The sequence below is a fragment of the Kosakonia sp. LAM2021 genome (assembly GCF_016620385.1).
Classification (GTDB): Bacteria; Pseudomonadota; Gammaproteobacteria; order Enterobacterales; family Enterobacteriaceae; genus Kosakonia; species Kosakonia sacchari.
In genome coordinates this window covers 465,579-486,087 of record NZ_JAENHT010000001.1, presented here as the reverse complement: position 1 = coordinate 486,087, position 20,509 = coordinate 465,579, and the positions used below count along the sequence as shown (strand labels likewise).

Sequence of the window (20,509 nt, the reverse complement as noted above, 5' to 3'; positions counted from 1 at the left end):
GCAGAGTATCGTTTCGCCAGCCGCCAGGCCTAACAACAATAAAAGGAAAGGGATAGTGAGGAAATACTACTACGGTGCGCTGACACTCTTCTTTGCAGCGTTCAACTGCCAGGCAGAGCTAACCGAAGCACAGATGGATGCAGACTGCGCGAAAATTGCCGATTACGCCAAAAAAGGCGATCAGTATTACAAAGCGAAAGACTACCCCAAAGCACGCGAGGCGTTCGAAGAACAGGCGGCATGGCTGGAGCAGTGCGAATTAGGCAAAGATAAACCGAACGATGTGTTGGTAGCGACCGCCTACAACAACGTCGCGCTTACCTGGATCCGCCAGGGCGAGTACCGCAAAGCGCAGGCGTGGCTGTCCATTATGCCGGACGATGAAAAGTCGAAATATAACCTTTCACGTATTCAGGACAAGCTGCAGGCGCTGCCAAAACCGGCTTCCGCCGCAGGTGAATACTGGCAGTACGCCGGACGCAGCGAGTGGGAAGTACTCACGCTCAAACCGCAGGGTAAAGAGAGCTGGCAGGCCGACTGGTCCGGTCTTTATTTCGGCATTATGGGGCTGTACTCCGGGCCAAATATGGGCGATTTCAGCGAAAAAGTGGCGCTGAAAAACGGCAAAGGCGACATCGTTTTGCGAGATGAAGGCATTTCCCAATGCACCATTTCGCTGAATCTGACGGCGGATTTCAACAGGCTGGAGATGAAAACGGATGACGCGATGAACTGCGGTTTCGGCCATAACGTCAGCGCCGATGGCACCTACCTGCGCGTGAACTAACGCGCGGGTTTACTCCCCTGCCCCACGGCGCTACAATTCCCGCCCTAAATTTAGGGGAACTCCCCTACTGCCTCACTGCGGTGAGGCTGTCTGACCTGTCATCAGAATGAGAACATCATGTTTAAACCGGAACTCCTCTCCCCGGCGGGAACGCTGAAAAATATGCGTTACGCTTTCGCCTATGGCGCAGACGCGGTTTACGCGGGCCAACCGCGTTACTCGCTGCGCGTGCGCAATAACGAATTCAACCACGAAAACCTGCAAATCGGCATTAACGAAGCCCACGCGCTGGGTAAGCAGTTTTACGTGGTAGTAAACATTGCCCCGCACAACGCCAAGCTGAAAACGTTTATTCGCGATCTGAAACCGGTGGTAGATATGGGGCCGGACGCGCTGATTATGTCCGATCCCGGTTTAATCATGCTGGTACGTGAAAACTTCCCGCAGATGCCGATTCACCTCTCGGTGCAGGCCAACGCCGTTAACTGGGCGACCGTGAAGTTCTGGCAGCAAATGGGGTTGAGCCGCGTGATCCTTTCCCGCGAGCTCTCTTTAGAAGAGATTGCCGAAATCCGCGCTCAAGTGCCGGAAATGGAGATTGAAATCTTCGTGCACGGCGCGCTGTGCATGGCTTATTCCGGCCGCTGCCTGCTCTCGGGTTATATCAATAAACGCGACCCGAACCAGGGCACCTGTACCAATGCCTGCCGCTGGGAATATAAGGTGCAGGAAGGCAAAGAAGACGCTATCGGCAATATCGTACATGTGCATGAACCGATCCCCGTGCAGAACATTGAACCGACGCTCGGCGTTGGTGCGCCGACCGATAAAGTGTTCATGATTGAAGAAGCCCAGCGTCCGGGCGAGTACATGACCGCCTTCGAAGACGAGCACGGCACTTACATCATGAACTCAAAAGATCTGCGGGCGATCGCGCACGTTGAACGTTTAACGCAGATGGGCGTGCATTCGCTGAAAATCGAAGGCCGTACCAAATCGTTTTACTACTGTGCGCGCACTGCGCAGGTTTATCGCAAAGCGATTGACGATGCCGCCGCGGGCAAGCCGTTCGACACCTCGCTGCTGGAGACGCTGGAAGGCCTGGCGCACCGTGGCTACACCGAAGGGTTCCTGCGCCGTCACACCCATGACGACTATCAGAATTATGAATACGGTTATTCCGTTTCCGAACGCCAGCAGTTTGTCGGTGAATTCACCGGTGAGCGCAAAGGCGACTTTGCGGCCGTAGCGGTGAAAAACAAGTTCTCCGTTGGCGATAGCCTGGAGTTGATGACGCCACAGGGCAACGTCAACTTTACGCTGGAGCATATGGAAAACGCCAAAGGCGAAGCCATGCCGGTCGCACCGGGGGACGGTTATACTGTCTGGCTACCGGTTCCGCAGGATATGGCGCTGGAATATGGGCTGTTAATGCGTAATTTCACCGGGCAGTCAACTCGTAATCCTCACGCGAAGTGATTGAGCAGGGTTATTTTTTCGGCGCGAAAAATCTTAGAATCGGATCACATACCGCCCCGTTTAATACGGGTATTATCCTTCTCGCTGAAAAACATAACCCATAAATGCTAGCTGTACCAGGAACCACCTCCTTAGCCTGCGTAATCTCCCTTACGCAGGCTGATTTTTTTTCATCCTTTCTCTGCTTTTTCTCCCCACTTTTCTCTCCTGAGATACACTTTTCTCATCGAATTCAATAAGGATGAAGAGAATGAGCGCATTTCCCACAAGTTTGTTAATCCTCAACGGTAAAAGCGCCGGAGACGAAGCCCTGCGCGAAGCGGTAACACTATTGCGCGACGAAGGCATGGATATTCAGGTGCGCGTTACCTGGGAAAAAGGCGACGCGGTGCGCTATGTCGAGGAGGCACAACGGCTCGGGGTTGCCACGGTGATTGCCGGTGGCGGCGATGGCACCATCAACGAAGTGGCGACCGCGCTGGTGAACAGCAACGGAGAGACAAGCCCGGCGCTGGGCATTTTGCCGCTCGGCACCGCCAATGATTTCGCCACCAGCGCAGGCATCCCGGAAGCGCTGGATAAAGCCTTGCAACTGGCGATTGTCGGTAAAGCGGTGCCGATTGATATCGCCCGCGTGAACGATAAAACCTGCTTTATCAATATGGCGACCGGCGGTTTTGGTACGCGTATTACCAGCGAAACGCCGGAAAAACTCAAAGCAGCGCTCGGTGGCGTCTCCTATTTGATTCACGGTCTGATGCGCATGGATATGCTGAAAGCGGATCGCTGCGACATAACCGGTGAGGATTTTCACTGGCAGGGCGACGCACTGGTGATCGGCATCGGCAATGGCCGCCAGGCGGGCGGTGGACAGCAACTCTGCCCGCAGGCGCTGATCAATGACGGCTTATTACAGCTACGGATTTTCACCGGCGATGAGCTGCTTCCGGCGCTGTTCACCACCCTGACACAGCCGGAAGATAACCCGCATATTGTCGACGGGAAATCGGCGTGGTTTGAGATCAATGCCCCGCATGAAATGACGTTTAATCTCGATGGCGAACCGCTGCGCGGTGAGCAATTTCGCATTGAAGTGGTGCCGAATGCGCTGCAATGCCGGTTGCCGCCGGATTGCCCGTTATTGCGTTAATGTATGTACCACCACTGTGGAATGGTTCCGTTCACCAGGCGTTCTGGCGTTTCTGAAACATCACATACCGTGAACGGGATAAGGGGAGCTGCCGCGCTCCCCTTATCAATCCCTGCGGCCCCGCAGGAAATCGGTGCTGCGCACTACGCTCACCTCCCGCATGCCTGCCTGCGGTCGGCTCGACTCGCCGTCGTGGCTCGAGTCGCCTCTGGCCGCCATCCATGGCGTCCAGCCCTTGTCATTCACGCTCCGGTTCGCCGATTTCAGCGGGGACTCCCCCCCATCGCTGTGAGACCAAAAGTCAAAACAAAGCCAGTGTTGCTGAAAAGTAGTTGCTGTAGGCCGGATGTGCGACACCCGGCAATCGATGTGGCATGTCGCACAGGTGGAATGGTTCCGTTCACCAGACGTTCTGGCGTTTCTGAAGCTTCACATACTGTGAACGGGATAAGGGGAGCTGCCGCGCTCCCCTTATCAATCCCCGCGACCCCGCGAGAAATCGGTGCTGCGCACTTCGCTCACCTCCCGCATTCCTGCCTGCGGTCGGCTCGACTCGCCGTCGTGGCTCGATTCGCCTCTGGCCGCCATCCATGGCGTCCAGCCCTTGTCATTCACGCTCCGGTTCGCCGATTTCAGCGGGGACTCACCCCCATCGCTGTGAGACCGAAAGTCAAAGCCAGGCCAGTGTTGCTGAAAGTACGTTGTTGTAGGCCGGATATGCACCATCCGGCAATCGATGTGGCATGCCGTATGGGTGCAATGGTCCCGTTCACCGCAATGAAGTCTATTGTGAGAACCGTTCTGATGGTGAACGGAACCATTCCACAATACTAAAGCAGCGCCAATGAATCCCACCAACTTAATACGCCGCCACCTCGCGCGCCATCTCGCGGCTATATTGCTGGCTGGCGTTAACCAGCATCCGCGTATAATCCGTTTGCGCCGCGCCGCTCACCAGCGCATCGACGGTTAATGTCTCGAGGATTTTACCGTGCTGCATCACCGCCACTTTCTGGCACAAATGGGCGATTACGCCAAGATCGTGCGTCACCATCAGATAAGTGAGTTGAGACTCCTGATGCAGCGCCGCCAGCAAGTTGAGGATTTCCGCCTGCACCGAGACATCCAGCGCCGAAGTCGGTTCATCGAGCAGCAATACGCGCGGTTCCAGAATCAGCGCCCGGGCGATGGCCACACGCTGACGCTGGCCGCCGGAGAGCTGATGCGGATAACGATCGCGAAAAGCGCGGTTTAACCCTACTTTATCCAGCAGCGTATTGATGCGCCGATCACGGTCGTTAATGCCGTGAATTTGCAGCGGCTCTTCCAGAATGTCGCCAATGGTGTGACGCGGGTGCAGCGAGCCGTAAGGATCCTGAAACACCATCTGCACCAGCCGACAGCGCGCCGGGCTAAGGCGCTTTTCCAGCGGCTGGCCGTTGATTGCTAACTCGCCTTCCCAGTGGGTAAACAACCCGGCCAGGCATTTCAGCACCGTGGTTTTGCCGGAGCCGGATTCCCCCACCAGCCCGTAAATCTCACCCGGCTGCACGCTGAAACTGACATCCTCCAGCACCTGATTGCGCTTCTCCCCTTCACCAAACGAGAGGTGAAGGTGTTTGACGTTGATCATTCTGCTCTCCTTATTCGCCGAGCCAGCTGGCCTGACGCTGCAACACTGGCAGTACCGGGCGACGGTTATGGATTTCCGGCAGGGCGTGAATCAGCCCCTGCGTGTAGGGGTGCTGCGCGTTATCGAGATCTTTCGCGGCAATCGACTCCACTACTCGTCCGGCGTACATCACCAGTACACGGTCACAGAAACTGCGCACCAGGTTGATGTCGTGGCTGATAAAAATCAGCCCCAGCCCGCGCGATTTCACTAAGTCGTCCAGTAAACCCAGCACCTGCAAACGTACCGAAACATCCAGCGCCGAGGTAGGTTCATCGGCGATCACCAGTTCCGGGTCGGTGATCAGCATCATGGCAATCATGATGCGCTGTCCCTGCCCGCCGGAAATCTCATGCGGATAGAGGTGGTAAACGCGCTCCGGCTGACGAATGCGCACCACATCCAGCATCTCCAGCACTTTTGCTTTCGCCTCGGCTTTCTTGCCTGGATGGTGCGTCAGCCATGCTTCGGCAATCTGATCGCCCACGCAAACCACCGGGTTCAGCGAATATTTCGGATCCTGCATAATCATCGAAATACGCTTGCCGCGTACCTGGCGCATCTGCGCTTCGCTGATGTTCAGCAGATCAACATCGCCAAACTGCATACAATCTGCCTGAATGCGCGCTTTCGCCGGGTGCAGGCGCAGCAAGGCGCGCCCGACGGTGGATTTCCCTGAGCCAGACTCACCGACAATCGCCAGTTTCTCCTGACCAAGACTGAAGGAGACGCCGCGTACCGCATGGGTCACCGCGCGCCCGTTGATAAAATCGACATGCAGGTTGCGCACATCGAGTAGCGGCGAATTATTCGCTGCGAGGATCGAGGATGTCACGTAAGCCGTCTCCCAGGAAATTAAAGGCCAGGCTGTTGATCAAGATCGCCAGCCCCGGAATGGTTACTACCCACCAGCACTCCATCATGTAGGTGCGCCCGCTTGAGATCATCGCGCCCCACTCCGGCTCCGGCGGCTGCGCGCCCAGGCCTAAAAAGCCCAGCCCCGCCGCGGTCAGGATGATCCCCGCCATATTCATGGTGATGCGGATAATCACCGACGGCAGGCACAGCGGCACAACATGACGCCACAGCACGCGCACCGGTGAGGCACCCTGTAAGCGCACGGCGGAGATAAAATCGGCCTGGCGCAATGAGAGGGTTTCCGCGCGCGCCAGTCGTGCAATCGGCGGCCAGGCGGTGAGCGTAATGGCGATCACCACATGTTCAAGCCCCGGCCCAAGCGCCGCGACAAACGCCAGCGCCAGCACCAGGCTTGGAAATGAGATAAAGATGTCGGTCACACGCATCAGCACCATATCGACCTTGCCGCCAAAGTACCCGGCGCTGACGCCAAGCAGCAGCCCCAGAGGGCCAACAGTGATGGATACCAGCAGCACGATGTAGAGCGTGATACGCGAGCCGTAGACCAGGCGGCTGAAGATATCGCGACCAAACTCATCGGTGCCAAACCAGTGCGCGGCATTCGGCGCGCTCAGCGCATTTTCCAGATCCTGAACCAGCGGGTTATAGGGGGCGATAAGCGGTGCGAAAATCGCCACCACCAGCAGCAGCAAAATAATGCTGCCGCCGATAGCCGTAAGCGGGTTGCGCGCCATTTTGCCGATAAAACCGGCCGCACGCCCGACGCCGCGTTTGATGCGCAGGCTGCGCTCGCGGCTTGCCGAAGAGATCGGCGAATCAAAAGAGACCGTCATGATTTCGTCCTCGGATCAAAGAGTTGGTAAAGCATGTCGGAGAGCAGATTGAGCATCACGAAAATCACCCCGACCAGCAGTACGCAGCCCATGACCGCATTCATATCGCCCAGCAATAAACTGCCGGTAAGGTAGGAACCAAAGCCCGGCCACGAAAAGACGGTTTCGATCAGCACCGCCCCTTCCAGTAGCGAACCATAAGCCAGCGCCACCACCGTTAATAGTTGCACGAGGATATTGCGAAACGCGTGATTCCAGATGACCTGGCGTTCCGTCAACCCTTTCACCCGCGCGGTGATGATGAACTCCTGCGACAGTTGCGCCAGCATAAAACTGCGGGTCATGCGGCTGATATACGCCAGCGAGTGGAAACCGAGCAGCGAGGCGGGCAGCACCAGATGATTAAGCGCATTCCAGAACACCGCGCCGTTGCCTGCCAGTAACGCATCCACGGTGATAAGCCCGGTGCGACGCAAAACCACGCCATCCAGCCCCAGATCCAGACGACCGGCACCGCCGACCCAGCCAAGCCAGGCATAGAACAGCAGCAACCCCATCATGCCAACCCAGAAAATCGGTGTGGAGTAACCGGCAAGGCTGATAATGCGCACCACATAATCGGACACACTGTTACGCCGTGCCGCCGCCAGCACACCCAGCGGAATCCCCAGCCCGGCGCCAACGATAATCGCCATCGTCGCCAGTTCGAGCGTCGCCGGGAAGACGCGCGCAATATCGTCCAGCACCGGTTTACCGGTCAGCAACGCGTTGCCGAGATTGCCGTGCAAAAGGTTGTTCAGGTAAATGCCGAACTGGGTCAGCAGCGACTTATCAAAGCCCAGTTGCTGATAAACCTGCTGATAGGTGCTGTGATCCGCATCCGGGCCGACAATCGCCAGCACCGGATCGACAGGCATCACGCGGCCAATAAAGAAGGTCAGCAGCAACAGGCCAAACAGCGTCACCGCCACCTGAGTTAACCGTTTTGAAAGGCGTCTGGTGCGTGAGCCAGGCGCAAGCAGTAACGAACTCATCCTTTCTCTCCTCCGGTGGCGGGCGTTTTGTACACATCGCGCAGGAATGTGGTGGCAGACGGGTGCGACTGGAAGTTTTTCACTTCATTACGCACCACCACCGAATCCACCATTTGCGAGAGTGGGATCAGCGCCGGGATCAGTTGGTCATAGCGCAACTGAATTTGCTGATAATCCGTTTTCTGTTTTTCCGGGTCGCGCTCCAGCAACGCGTTGTCGATCATCTCGTTAAGCGGTTTATCGTAGAAACTGGTGCGCCAGCCCTGGAAGTTGGTCAGCCGGGCTTCGTCGCTGTTATCCGGGTTATAGACCAGCGCGCGCAGGCTCGAGTGCGGATGCGGCTCCACACCGCTGCCGCCGCGCCCCACCAGCATTTCGAATTTACGCTCACGCATCGCGCCATAAATCTGGTTGCCGGTGCCGGTGACGATTTTGGCGTTGATCCCGGCCTGCATCAGCGTTGACTGCACGGCAATGGCGATATTAAGAAACGGCTGGTCAGCCAGTACGCGCAGCGTGGTGTCAAAACCCTGCGGGTAACCTGCTTCCGCTAACAGTTTTTTCGCACGCGGAATGTCCAGCCGGTAGCCGGGATCCGGCAGCGTTGACGGCATACCCGCTTTGATCGGCCGCTGGTGCAGCACGCCGTAGCCCGGCATCAGCGCTTTATTGATGCCCTGGTAATCAATCAGATAACGCACCGCTTCGCGCACTTTCGGATTGGCGAAATGCGGCTCTTTCATGCTCATCGCCACGTAATAAACCGTGCCCTTTTGCACCGCTTCAACCGTCACGTCAGGGTCTTTACGCAGCGCGTTGATATCCGATACCGCCATGTTGTTGGCAATATCCAGATCGCCTTTCGCCAGCATCAGGCGCAGGGTTTGCGACTCCTGGAAATGGCGCAGCACCACGCGGCTCAGCTTTGGCTCCTCGCGCCAGTAATCGGGATTGCGCTTCATACGCAGCACATCTTTCGCCTGCCAGGTTTCCAGCATAAACGGGCCGGAACCCGCTTCGTTGGTAGTCAGCCAGCGGTTGCCCCAGTCGCCGTTCACTTCATAGCTTTGCACGGTTTTGCTGTCCAGCACGCCGAGGTTACCCAGCGCGCCCAGCGAGTAGATAACCAGTTGCGGATCATTAGGCTTAGGAAGTCGGATTTGCACGGTGTTGTCGTCCGGTGCGCTCACCTGCTGGTCGATATTCTTTTTGCTAAAACCGTAGGATTTCCACACCGACGCCTGCGCCAGGTTCAAATGCAGCAGGCGGCGCATCGACCACACCACATCCTGCGCGGTCAGCGGGTTGCCGGAGTGAAACTTGACGTTGTTGCGCAGGTGGAAGGTGAGCGTTTTGCCGTCCGGGCTGATATCCCAGGACTCTGCCAGCGCCGGTTTGACGTTGGTGAGTTCATTCGGATCGAGCTCAACCAGCGAATCGTAGAGATTGACCACAATGCCGACCACTTCGTTGCCGGTCATCGCCGCCGGATCGAGGGTCAGCAGGTTGTTCATGTTCATGCCGATGATGAGCTGATCGGGCGGCGTTTTCGCCAACGCCGCGCCGCTCCCCATCATCAGCGCGAGCGCGAGTAAACACGCTCCCGCGAGGGAAGTTTTTTTCATCTGTGCATACCGTTTGTAGAGTACGTTTTGCCGGAAATCGGCTTGTATAGCCCGAAAGTCATTGCCTCCGGGCATTTATTGTTATCTGTCAGTCGTGGCTGACGGTATTGGCTTCGATATACGCAAAATTGATGTCTTCGCCGAGTCCCGGTCGCTGCGGCAGATGAACAAAACCCTCTTCATCCATCGGGTCGACGATGCTGTTTAAGTACGCTGCCGGTTGGTCATAATCGAGGAACGGGTGCAGCAAACCGCGCTCGTACCAGCGGCAATTGCGGATTGCGCCAATCACCGCCAGGCTCGCCGCACCGTTGCCATGCACTTCACAATCCATGCCGAACGATTCCGCCAGGTTCGCCACTTTCAGCGTTGGCGAAATGCCGCCCACGCCGTTGGCTCCGGCACGCAGAATGTCGCAGGCACCCGCTTTTACCCAGTCGGCGCGGCTGTGGTGTTTCCCGCCCAGGCTTTCCGGCCCGATAACCGGAATCGACAGATTTTCCGCCAGCCACACGTAAGAGGACATGCTCTCTTCTTCCATCGGCTCTTCGAACCAGGCGAAGTTGAGTTTTTCCAGCTCCTTGCCGATATAGAGCGCTTCGGTGCGGCTGTACCAGTGGTAGCCGTCAATCATCAGGTCGATATCCGGGCCGACCGCTTCACGCACCGCCGCGCAGGCTTTGACGTCCATTTTCGGGTTCGGCGCGAATTTCACCGGCGGCATCCAGGTGTGTAACTTGATGGCTTTGTAGCCGCGCGCCACCAGTTTTTCCGCGAAAGCGGCGTACTCTTCCGGCGTCGAAAGCCCGCCTTCCAGTTCGTCGCCGCACATGGTGCTGCCGTAAGCGGGTACTTTGTCGCGGTAGCCGCCAAGCAGCTTGTACACCGGCATATTGAGTTTGCGACCAATCAGATCCCACAGCGCTTGTTCAACAAACGACAATGCGCGCTCGGTTAACTGATGTGCGCTACCGCGCTGCCAGTGCACCAGATCCTGCCAGATGCGCTCGCGGTTAAACGGATCCTGCCCAACCATCACTTTGCGGAAAAAAGCGTTGAGCACAAACGGGCGCACCACTTCCGGCGGCGCGAAGGAATAGCCTTTGCTGCCATCGTCTGCGGTGATCGTCAGCATCGCCATTTTGGCCTGCGTTTCCGGCCCCGGGTGCGAGTGCCCGGCGCTGTCGGAAACGCGACGCGTGGGATGCTGAAAGACGGTGACATTGACAGATTCAATTTTCATTACAGATCCTTGGTGTTTTTTGAAAAGCCGTTTCATAAGCAAATATATGCACAAAAATACACCGCATCCTCGGACAATTTCCGCTAAGCGGCCGCCATTTTTTGGGCATGCGCACGACGGTGCGTGACGTTTTTCACAAAAGGTTACGGAAATGTGATGACGATCGGGAAGGGAATTGAGCAGAAATGAAATGGCGTTTTTAGTTTACCCTCCCCGCAGGGAGGGTAACTGACGCATCAGGCGATGGTCACTTTCTCGTCAAGATAGACATCCTGCACGGCGTTAATTAACTTCACGCCGTCGGCCATGGTTTTCTTAAACGCTTTACGGCCAAGGATCAGCCCCATGCCGCCCGCGCGTTTGTTGATAACCGCCGTACGAACGGCGTCGCCCAGATCGGTATCGCCGCCCGCCGCGCCGCCGGAGTTAATCAGCCCGGCACGGCCCATGTAGCAGTTCGCCAGTTGGTAACGCACCAGGTCAATCGGGTTGTCGCTGGTCAGCTTGCTGTAAACGCGCTCGTCGGTGTAACCGAAATTCACCGCTTTGTAGCCGCCGTTATTTTCCGCCATTTTCTGCTTCACAATATCCGCGCCAATGGTGGCGGCAATGTGGTTCGCCTGGCCGGTTAAATCGGCGGAAACGTGATAATCAACGCCATCTTTCTTGAATGCCGAATTACGCAGGTACGCCCACAAGACGGTGACCATGCCAAGTTCATGCGCGCGTTCAAAGGCGGCGGAGATCTCCTCAATCTGGCGGCGAGATTCCAGTGAACCGAAATAGATCGTCGCCCCGACGGCGACCGCCCCCATATTAAACGCCTGCTCAACGCTGGCGTACAGCGTCTGGTCATATTCGGTGGGGTAGCTGAGCGTTTCGTTGTGGTTCAGTTTTACCAGGAAGGGAATGCGGTGCGCATAGCGGCGCGAAACCGACGCCAGCACGCCGTAAGTGGATGCCACGCAGTTACAACCGGCTTCAATCGCCAGCTCGACAATATTCTTCGGATCGAAATAGAGCGGGTTGGCGGCAAACGATGCGCCCGCCGAGTGCTCGATGCCCTGGTCGACCGGCAAAATGGACAGATAGCCTGTGCCCGCCAGCCGCCCGTGGTTATACAGCGTCTGCATATTTCGCAGCACCGCTGGCGGGCGGTTGTTGTCGACCATCACGCGATCAACATAATCGTGTCCTGGCAGGTAGAGCTGGTCAGCGGGGATGGTCATACAACGGTGTTGCAGAAGGCTGTCGGCGTCTTTGCCAAGTAACTGCACAATATCAGTCATAGCTATGCTCCCGTAAGCTTCGCGCAAAGCGAATTGGATTATCCTTACCTGCCTGACGGCAGGCAGAGATAAGCCTGGTTCTCTCTCGTCAGATTTTCCACCGCTGGCCTTTTTTTCAGCATTATCTGCTGGCACGTTTCGTATCGCGGTTTACCACCACTGATGAAAGTGATGCACCGGCCCAATGCCGTGCCCCACTTCCAGCGTATCCGCCTGCGCGAGCGCCGCCGTTAACCACTGTTTTGCTTGTGCAACGGTTGATGCCCAGTCGTCATGGCGCGGGCGCAGCGCCGCCAGCGCGGCCGAGAGCGTACAGCCCGTGCCGTGGGTATTTTTCGTTTTCACGCGCGGGGTGGTAAAACGCAGCGCCCCGTCGCGGGTAAATAGCCAGTCCGGGCTTTCGGCGTCATCCAGATGACCGCCTTTCATCAACACCGCTTCACAGCCGAGCGCCAGCAGCGCTTCGCCCTGCACATGCATCTCTTGTTCGCTGCGGGCATGTGGCGCATCAAGCAGCGCGGCGGCTTCCGGCAAATTAGGCGTAATAAGTGAAACCTGCGGCAGTAAATGCTGACGCAGCGCAGCGACCGCTGAGGGCGATAACAGCGGGTCGCCACTTTTGGCGAGCATCACTGTATCCAGCACCACATTGCGCACCTGGTAGCGCCGCAGTCGCTCCGCGACGGCTTCAACAATGTCCGTTTCCGCCAGCATGCCGATTTTGGTGGTGTCGATACGCACGTCGCTGAGCACGGAGTCAAGCTGCGCGGCGACAAAGTCGGGTTCAATGCGGTACACCGTCTGCACGCCACGGGTGTTTTGCGCCACCAGCGCGGTGATCGCCGAACAGCCATATGCACCCAGCGCCGAAAAGGTTTTCAGATCCGCCTGAATACCCGCCCCACCGCTGGGGTCGGTACCGGCAATGGTTAACGCGTTGATGCGCTTCATGCGTTGCCTCCCAGCGTGTACAGCGCATCCAGAAAAGCGGGGACAAAACTGCCCGGTCCGGTGCTTTTCACGCAGGCCAGGCTACCGGCTTGCGCCATAAACGCACAGGCCGCGGCAACATTCTCCAGCTTATCGCCCGGCAGCGCGCAACTGGCAGCCACCACCGCCGAGAGTGCGCAGCCGGTGCCAACCACGCGCGTCATCAGCACATCACCGCCGGTGACCATCAGCACGCGCAGGCCATCAGTGATGTAATCCACTTCGCCGCTTACCGCGACAATCGCCCCGCTTTGCCGCGCCAACGCCTGCGCGGCTGGCAGTGCCGCGCTGGCGGTATCGGTGGTATCCACGCCGCGCCCACCTGCGCTCATGCCGGCCAGCGCGAGGATTTCCGAAGCATTCCCCCGGATCGCCGCCGGGCGCAACGCCAGCAATTGCTGGCAGAATTGCGTGCGTAGCGTGAGCGCGCCAACGGCAACGGGATCGAGTGTCCAGGGTTTATGCGCGGCATTCGCGCTCTCCACCGCCGCGCGCATCGCTGTAGCGCGTTCGCGCGTTAAGGTACCCACGTTGATTAACAGGGCATCGGCGATGGCGCTGAACTGTGGCGCTTCTTCGCTATCAATCACCATCGCGGGTGATGCGCCAAGCGCCAGCAGCACGTTAGCAGTAAAGGTTTGTACGACGTCATTGGTCATACAGTGCACAAGGGGAGAACGGCGGCGGAATTGCTGTAACGCATGTGCGAGTTGCACACGATCAAGCAGGTCAGGTTGCATGGTTTCGCTCCTGCCCGGCGTGAAGAAGGGATGCCGGGCAGGCATCTGACTTCCCTACGCTGGCATTATCCAGATCAGGTGGTACGGGTATTTCTCAGCCTTCATACGAAGGGCACCCCGAGTCATTTAAAAATCAATACGTTGCGGTTAACCGTTTAGTAACCGCCACTCAGGATAATGCGCGCTTCGGGTGTTGTAAACCAGCCTTCCGGCAAAAGCGACACATACGGGCAAACCCTGCAATGTAAGACGTACGGACAACTATTTGAATTCATAACGAACACCCAACGTCGCTTGCGTACTGCTATAGCTTTTGCCGCCGAGTTGATGGCCGACATTGCCCCACAGACTCAGTTGCGGGTTCAACCTGCCGGTAATGCCAATTTTCACTTCACCGACATTCTCCGCGCCCGCCTGGCTGATGGTTTCACCATCCATACGCGTGGCGAAACGCTGCGTGTTGTGGATCCAGTTGGCTTCGATAAACGGCTGTAACGTGCGCCCGTGTTGATTATCCTCACTGCCGTAGCTGTTCAACCAACTGCGGATCCCGAGCCGCGTTTGTAGCGCGTTACTCCCGTCGCCGCTGACGCGCGTGCCGTTTGCTTCGCGGTGATTTTCGGCTTTTACCCCCATCCAGATAGCCTGTGCCTGCGGCTGGATGTGCCAGATTGTCCGCGAACCGTTGCTGGCGGAAAACTCTGCGGCTTTCCAGTTCCAGGCGGTTTCAACGGACGCACTGACGCCTTTGGCTTGATACGACTCGCCAGAGAGTTCCTCGCCGCTAACTGAATTCGTAAACCAGCTGTATTGCGCCCAACTGCCAATATACAGCCCGGTTTTATCCACATCATCGGCGTACCATGCGCCGTATACGCCTGCCGTATAGCCGTTTACCCGACCGTCAGCATCGTAACCGCTGATGTCCGAGTGCGTGTTGCTGTGGTTGTTTCCATACCCGGCCATGACGCCCGCGCGCCCGCGCCCCTGGCGGTCGTCGCCCCACTGCACCAGGTCGCTGCCTAGCATCACTACGTACTGAGTCGACGAGGTTTTCAACTGCCCACTGCCGTCGCGCGAGCGATTACGCGTTCCCGCCTGATGCATCCACATGCCGCTTTCTACGGTATCGCCCTGCTGCGCGTTATCGGTCTCGCTATCCTGCAAACGGAAGGCAAACATGCGATTGGCTGCCGCCAGATTTTCCGTGTAGCTTCCCCCTTCCGGGCGGTTAACCGGCGTAGTGGATTGCGGTGGTTCCGGTTGGGACGGGGTCGGGTCAGGATCGGGCTGCTCAGACGGCGGCTGCCCGGGTTCAGTCGGCGGCTGCTCCGGTTCGCCCGGTGGATCTTCCGGGTCGGTCGGCGGGTCCTCCGGGTCAGGCTGCACGTCTTCTGGCATCTGGTTGCTTAAATACCAGTGCGCATGATCCTGCCCGTTGCCGCGCACCAGCATATATTCATACGCGCCCGCGACAATTCGCCCCTGCTGAGTGAATCGCCCGGCGGAGTGACCGTTTACCTGGATGAGCCGAATCCCGTTTAGCGTAGGCAAGCCAGTGCCGCCGACATTGTTAACGCTGACCATTGTCGTACCGCTGGTATCGCCTTCCACGCGCAGCGTTTCCGTGGCGGCGCTGTCATCCGCCAGAACGGTGTTGAAATTAATTAAACCGTTGCTGCCCTGGTAATCGCCCTTCACTATCAGTTGATTACCCGGCGCGTTGCCGCTCGTTGCCGCGCCTATCTGAACAGTGCCGCTGTTACTCAGGCTGCCGTTAATGGTTAACACATCACTTACTGCGGCGGCACCGGCCGCGCGTGCAGACTGCTTCCCGGTTCCGATCGACAGGGTGCCGGCGTTGGTGACATCACCGGCTACCGCGCCGTTGCCGATAAGTGCAGCGTCCTGATAGATATTGACGTGCGATGACTCCAGCGTGAACGGATCTTCGGGGGAACCAAACTTCACGCCGCCGGTTCGGATATTCGTCTCGCCTCTGTAAAGCGCAGCGGCCTGCGAGAGCGTGATGATGCCGAGGCCGCCTTTTTCCAGCCCGCCGGAACCGGTCACGCTGTTTTGTACCGTCCAGTCATCGTTAGTCACCAGCCGAAGCGTTCCGTCATTGATTATCGAAGCTGAACTCAGCTGATTTCCCGTATTAACCGTAAGCTGGCTGCCGTCGCCAATCTCAACCGTCCCGCCGAAATGGGTATTGTCAGCGGTAAACTGGAGGTCGCTGTCGTTCAGCACAACAATTCCGTTATTGGTAAGCGTGTTTTCAAACAGACCGGAAGCACCGTTAAATTTGAGAAAACCGAGGTTGTCGATGCCCGCGGTTCCCAGCCCACGAGGAGTATCGAGGGTGACGGATGCCCCCGATGTTATGGTGATATCGGCGCTGAGCGCGGTATTGTCACCGTGGATAGCCATCTGCCCACTGGTGAAATTCAACGCGCCGCCGCCGGTGAGCGCACCAGCGATATCGCCGCCTTTGGTCACCGTCAGCGTGCCGCCAGCAAGATCAATCCGCGATCCCTGCTCGCTCTCCACCGCGCCCAGCGTTTGCTGATAGCCATGAATGTCCAGCACTGTTGCAGAGGCCATGTCGACCAACGAGGTGTTGCCCAGGGTGTGATCGTTGGCTAACTGCAACTCACCTGCCACAATCCGCGTCGTACCGGTGTAGTCGTTATCCTGATTGGAGAGTGAAACTGCGGTGTCGGTATTAATTTGTAAATCACCGCTTCCACTGACTTTCGCGCTCAGATCGGCGGCGTTATCGCTGTTGCCTTCGGCGTTCAATGTCAGGGCGTCATTGCCCTGCGCCAGCAGTTCAAGCTCAGTCAGCCCGTAATTGATATACATACCATCCGCGCCGCTACCGCTGGTAAGACGATAGTCATAGTGCCCTTTCGCCACGGTCTGGCCATTTTGCGTAACGTCGTGCTCCGTTTCTGCGGAAACCGCCTGCCCATTTTCATCGACGAGCAGCAAATTGCCGCCAGCGCCGGTCACCGCTTGCTGGCTTGCCACCAACTGATGTACGACGTCCGCCTCGTCCTGTTGCATGAGCGGTTTGCTGATATCAGGCGACGCATGTTGCAAGCTGCTACTGTTGCTGATCTGAATGGTGCCGCGCCCGGACAAATCCACATTTCCCGCCGCCTCAACTAAAGGTAGAGAGCCGACATCGCCAAATACCATGGTGCCGCCGTTGAAAGCCAGGCCGCCAATGGATTGGGTGCCTGCGCCAACGGTAGTGGTGTTGCCGTTTTCAACATGCAGCGTGGCCTGAGTGAGCGCGGCGGTATTGACCCCCTCCAGCAGAAAATCGTTATTTCTGAGATAGACATCGCCGGAAAAATCACGCCCCACATCTGCGGTAAAATTAAACGATTTGTGGTTATTATCGGCAATAAAATCGCCCGTACCGGTCAGATGATTATTAAATTCGAAAGCAGCATCTGTTTGCGCGCTGAATTCCCCATTTGCATCAACATGAATAGTACCCGTACCAAACGCGTTGTTACTGAATAATAAATCCTTACTGGCTGCCGCTTTTCCGGTAATATTCCACATTCCGGCATAGGTGTTTTTGTTAATAAAAATGATGACATCCCCTGACACGGTAGTTATACCGGTACCGATCATTTTATTGGTGAAGGCGTAGTGCTCCATCCCGGCAATTTCCAGCCCTTGCGACCAGTCATTTGCGTCAGTATTAATTGTTATAGTGTTTGATCCCAGCGCTTTCGTATGATTAATCGTAACCAAACCGCCGCTAATTAGCGTATCACCGCTATAATCAGACTCTAAACCCAGAGTGGTATGACCCGACTGATATTCGACACTGCCCTCACCCACTATTTGCATATTAAAAACATAGCCATCATCATTCGATTGCGTAGAAAAATTATTATTAAAAATAACTTTATTATTACCAGCCCCGCTCATAATAATGCGAGTTGCCCGAATATGATTTTGTTCATCCGTTAATGCGTCACCGATATAAAGGGTGTTATTTGCGCCGGATACGCTGCCAAGGTTAATATTATCCCCCACATCCACCCACGCATTATTACCGAGTACCGTTTTTATGTTATTACCGGCAACAGACGCATTAAGATTCATATTTTCGCCGATAACTACGTGTTGCCCGGAAGAACCACCCTGTATTTGCCACGCCGTGTCACCGGCATGCGTGCCATTAAGGTTCATATCGCCGTTAACATGCACGTCCGCATTGCGAATTAATGCGTTATCCGCGACCGCATTAATGTCATTGAGTGTTCGATCATTTGAGAGCGTTAAATCACCGCCAACATTAACGGTTGCGCCATCGGCAATATGCAACCCCATGCCGCCGCCAGCGAGATCGGCGGTGAGATTATCGCCAACGTTGAGAATTGCGGAACCGCTGACCGATAACCCGCCACTCGCCGCGCCGCCACTGGGTAAAATCGACATATCATGTGCCACTGTGGTCGTGCCGCGGGTCTGGACGAACTGGCTTGTTTCAGACTGCAGGTTGATGCTATTGGCCACGATTACCGACTGCGCATCATAAATATTAATAGACGTTGACGTACCAGTACCGGTGCTGGTCACAAGGTTGCCGAACGAGAGTGTGCCGCCATATCCACTTGTCGATGCGGGGACACCACCGATTTGCGCCCCGCCGAACTGAATATGCGATTGACCATTCAAAAGCAGATCGCCTGCGCCATTAAGCGAACCGCCATGTAACCATAAATAAGCGCTGTCCATCTCTACTGCATAGGGACCAGAGCCGTTAGTGATATTGACGGTACCGGCTCCAGCGGTAATTTCCAGACTGCTATTAGGATTGAACTTAAGACCATCGGTAATATCGTCAACCGGCTTATCGTAAAGCGTATTTTGCGTAATATTTACGGCCATAGCACTCGGAATGCCCGTAAAAAACAACAACACGGGAAAGGTAAGTCTTACTGCGCAGGAAAGGCGTGTAAGCGTGGTTTTCATATTCGGCACGCTATTTAAACCGGATGAGGGGTAGCGCGTCATATCCAGTTTAGAGGGTGCAGAGAATTGCTGTACTAACTTCCCTGCATTAGGTTTAACCATCCTTTCCATAGAGAACTTCCTTATATTTAAAATAAGCGTTCCTGTAATTTATTTCGGTAAAATACGGGCAACGTCCATAACTCATGCAGACGCACCGCGACCTCAACTGAACAATTCGTGACAGCCATGGAAGATAAATTAATGGAACAGATAAAACAAAACGCTATCACACAGAAAATAACGCGCCGAACTTAAGATATTAAATATATCCAGATTACCGTTACCGCTAAGATCACAAGGTATTTATCGATTAAGTAAACGCTTAATTACATTTACCCTAAAACGTCGGCGTTAACCCTCATGCACGAGTTATCTTAACAGCAAACTGCTGGACATTTACCAGACAAAAGCATTTTTTAACCGTCGTTTATTTCGCTCAATGAAGTGATAAATATTAACAAGTTGCCTGTTATTTTTGTGTTAATTAATAAAATTAAAAATCCGAAAATAAATGCAGCCTCAGCGCAAGGCCAAAATGATATACATAGCTGAAACACGGAATAATGGATTGGAAAGTGAGCCGGCGCGGTGATATCACCCGGCACAAGTGCCGGATGAAAGGTGACATTAAAGCGTAATTATTTCCACAACTTGTGTGCAATGGATTGCAGTTGCTGGGCGATCTCTTGCAGGTTGGTGTCCTGCGCCTGCAGTGCCCCTGTTGAGTGGCGCACAATAAGCCGTGCGGGCAATACCGAAGAGCTGCGAGCGGCATCGCCGTGACCGCTGTCGAGCAACCGCCGAACCGCTTCCTTACCCTGTAAATCAAGATCCAGCGAGACGGTGGTCAGCGCCGGGTAAAAGAATGAGCTTTCGTAGGTGTCATCATAACCGACGACCGATTTCTCACCGGGGATCGCCACCTGGTGCTGATGAAACGCGCTTAACACGCCCAGCGCCATCTGATCATTACCTACCAACACGGCGGTAAAGTTTGGCGTTTCGCGCAGCATCTGTAGCGCACCGGCATAGCCACTTTGCGCATCCCAGTTACCGTGAAAAACCATCACCGGTTTCAGGCCATAGCCGTTAAGGGTTTCAACCCAGCTTTTCAGGCGCAGCTTCGCGGAGACAGAACTCTCAGGCCCGGCCAGTAAAGCAATCTCCCGATGTCCCAAGTCGTACAGGTGTTTGACGCTGGCACGGGTACCATCCGCCGGGTTAAACGAAACGTTAAACACCGAACTGTAAGGGTCAACATCAAGAAACAGGCAGACGATATCATCGTTGTCAGACGCGATGCGCTGCGCCTGTTCGGTCTCCAGCGGCACGTTGATGATCACTTTATCGACCAGCTGTGATTTCAGTTCGTTGATGGCAGCCTGGATATCATGGTTGACGTTCTCATCAATCATTGAGATCAGCACCTGGTAACCATCAAGGTTGGCGTAGCGTTTTACCGCCGCCGCCACCTGCGATGGTGCGTGCAGCGCCAGCGAAGTGGTCACCAGCCCAATGGTCTGGCTCTGCTTGCCGACCAGCTGTTGGGCCAGCCTGTTAGGTACGTAGCGCAATAACTCTATGGATTTCTCAACCTTGAGACGCGTGGCTTCGGATACATTGGCAGATTTGTTGAGTACCCTGGACACGGTCTGATAGGAGACACCCGCATGGCGGGCAACGTCTTCTAACGTCGCACTTTTAGACTTCATGGTCCGGTTCCTTATGTTGTTATGCGC

At 55.9% G+C, this 20,509-nt stretch carries 14 protein-coding genes and 1 riboswitch; of the genes, 3 read left to right on the top strand and 11 right to left on the bottom strand.

Annotation, left to right across the window (positions count from 1 at the left end; all coding sequences use genetic code 11):
* Positions 1–55: 55 nt before the first annotated feature.
* The 3 genes from JKP81_RS02215 to yegS all read left to right on the top strand — a co-directional run bounded on the left by JKP81_RS02215 (position 56) and on the right by yegS (position 3,416).
* A complete protein-coding gene (locus JKP81_RS02215; RefSeq protein WP_200550444.1) occupies positions 56–787 on the top strand; it encodes a tetratricopeptide repeat protein in 732 nt (243 codons plus the stop codon).
* A gap of 117 nt (positions 788–904) precedes the next feature.
* Entirely contained in the window at positions 905–2,266 is a 1,362-nt protein-coding gene (gene yegQ / locus JKP81_RS02210; RefSeq protein ID WP_200550443.1) for a tRNA 5-hydroxyuridine modification protein YegQ, read from the top strand.
* A 250-nt stretch (positions 2,267–2,516) separates the two neighbouring features.
* Positions 2,517–3,416: a lipid kinase YegS gene (gene yegS, locus JKP81_RS02205; protein ID WP_200550442.1), complete on the top strand. Its 900-nt coding sequence runs from the start codon at positions 2,517–2,519 to the stop codon at positions 3,414–3,416.
* An 859-nt stretch (positions 3,417–4,275) separates the two neighbouring features.
* Here the strand turns inward: yegS and JKP81_RS02200 are convergent.
* The 11 genes from JKP81_RS02200 to JKP81_RS02150 form a co-directional block, all read right to left on the bottom strand.
* Entirely contained in the window at positions 4,276–5,049 is a 774-nt protein-coding gene (locus tag JKP81_RS02200) for an ABC transporter ATP-binding protein (RefSeq protein WP_200550441.1), read from the bottom strand.
* 10 nt (positions 5,050–5,059) lie between these two features.
* Positions 5,060–5,923, bottom strand: coding sequence for an ABC transporter ATP-binding protein (locus JKP81_RS02195; RefSeq protein WP_200550440.1), 864 nt, complete (start codon positions 5,921–5,923; stop codon positions 5,060–5,062).
* Complete coding sequence (locus JKP81_RS02190) at positions 5,895–6,800, bottom strand: ABC transporter permease (RefSeq protein WP_200550439.1); 906 nt, start codon at positions 6,798–6,800, stop codon at positions 5,895–5,897. The genes JKP81_RS02195 and JKP81_RS02190 overlap by 29 nt, the downstream gene beginning before the upstream one ends.
* Positions 6,797–7,834 (bottom strand): ABC transporter permease, encoded by a 1,038-nt coding sequence (locus tag JKP81_RS02185; RefSeq protein ID WP_200550438.1) that lies wholly within the window; start codon positions 7,832–7,834, stop codon positions 6,797–6,799. Before JKP81_RS02185 ends, JKP81_RS02190 begins: the two co-directional genes overlap by 4 nt.
* Complete coding sequence (locus tag JKP81_RS02180) at positions 7,831–9,459, bottom strand: ABC transporter substrate-binding protein (RefSeq protein WP_200550437.1); 1,629 nt, start codon at positions 9,457–9,459, stop codon at positions 7,831–7,833. The genes JKP81_RS02185 and JKP81_RS02180 overlap by 4 nt, the downstream gene beginning before the upstream one ends.
* 88 nt (positions 9,460–9,547) lie before the next feature.
* Positions 9,548–10,702 (bottom strand): mandelate racemase family protein, encoded by a 1,155-nt coding sequence (locus JKP81_RS02175; protein ID WP_200550436.1) that lies wholly within the window; start codon positions 10,700–10,702, stop codon positions 9,548–9,550.
* A gap of 236 nt (positions 10,703–10,938) precedes the next feature.
* Positions 10,939–11,991 carry a class I fructose-bisphosphate aldolase gene (fbaB, locus tag JKP81_RS02170; RefSeq protein ID WP_131410601.1) on the bottom strand — a complete coding sequence of 351 codons (1,053 nt, stop codon included), beginning with the start codon at positions 11,989–11,991 and terminating at the stop codon, positions 10,939–10,941.
* Between the two features lie 150 nt (positions 11,992–12,141).
* Entirely contained in the window at positions 12,142–12,942 is an 801-nt protein-coding gene (thiD, locus tag JKP81_RS02165; protein WP_200550435.1) for a bifunctional hydroxymethylpyrimidine kinase/phosphomethylpyrimidine kinase, read from the bottom strand.
* Complete coding sequence (thiM, locus tag JKP81_RS02160; RefSeq protein WP_200550434.1) at positions 12,939–13,721, bottom strand: hydroxyethylthiazole kinase; 783 nt, start codon at positions 13,719–13,721, stop codon at positions 12,939–12,941. The genes thiD and thiM overlap by 4 nt, the downstream gene beginning before the upstream one ends.
* A gap of 34 nt (positions 13,722–13,755) precedes the next feature.
* Positions 13,756–13,851, bottom strand: a riboswitch (TPP riboswitch).
* Between the two features lie 131 nt (positions 13,852–13,982).
* Positions 13,983–18,644, bottom strand: coding sequence for an autotransporter outer membrane beta-barrel domain-containing protein (locus JKP81_RS02155; RefSeq protein WP_234455460.1), 4,662 nt, complete (start codon positions 18,642–18,644; stop codon positions 13,983–13,985).
* A gap of 764 nt (positions 18,645–19,408) precedes the next feature.
* On the bottom strand, positions 19,409–20,482 hold the full coding sequence (locus JKP81_RS02150) for a LacI family DNA-binding transcriptional regulator (protein ID WP_200550433.1): 1,074 nt from the start codon (positions 20,480–20,482) through the stop codon (positions 19,409–19,411).
* Positions 20,483–20,509: the final 27 nt, after the last annotated feature.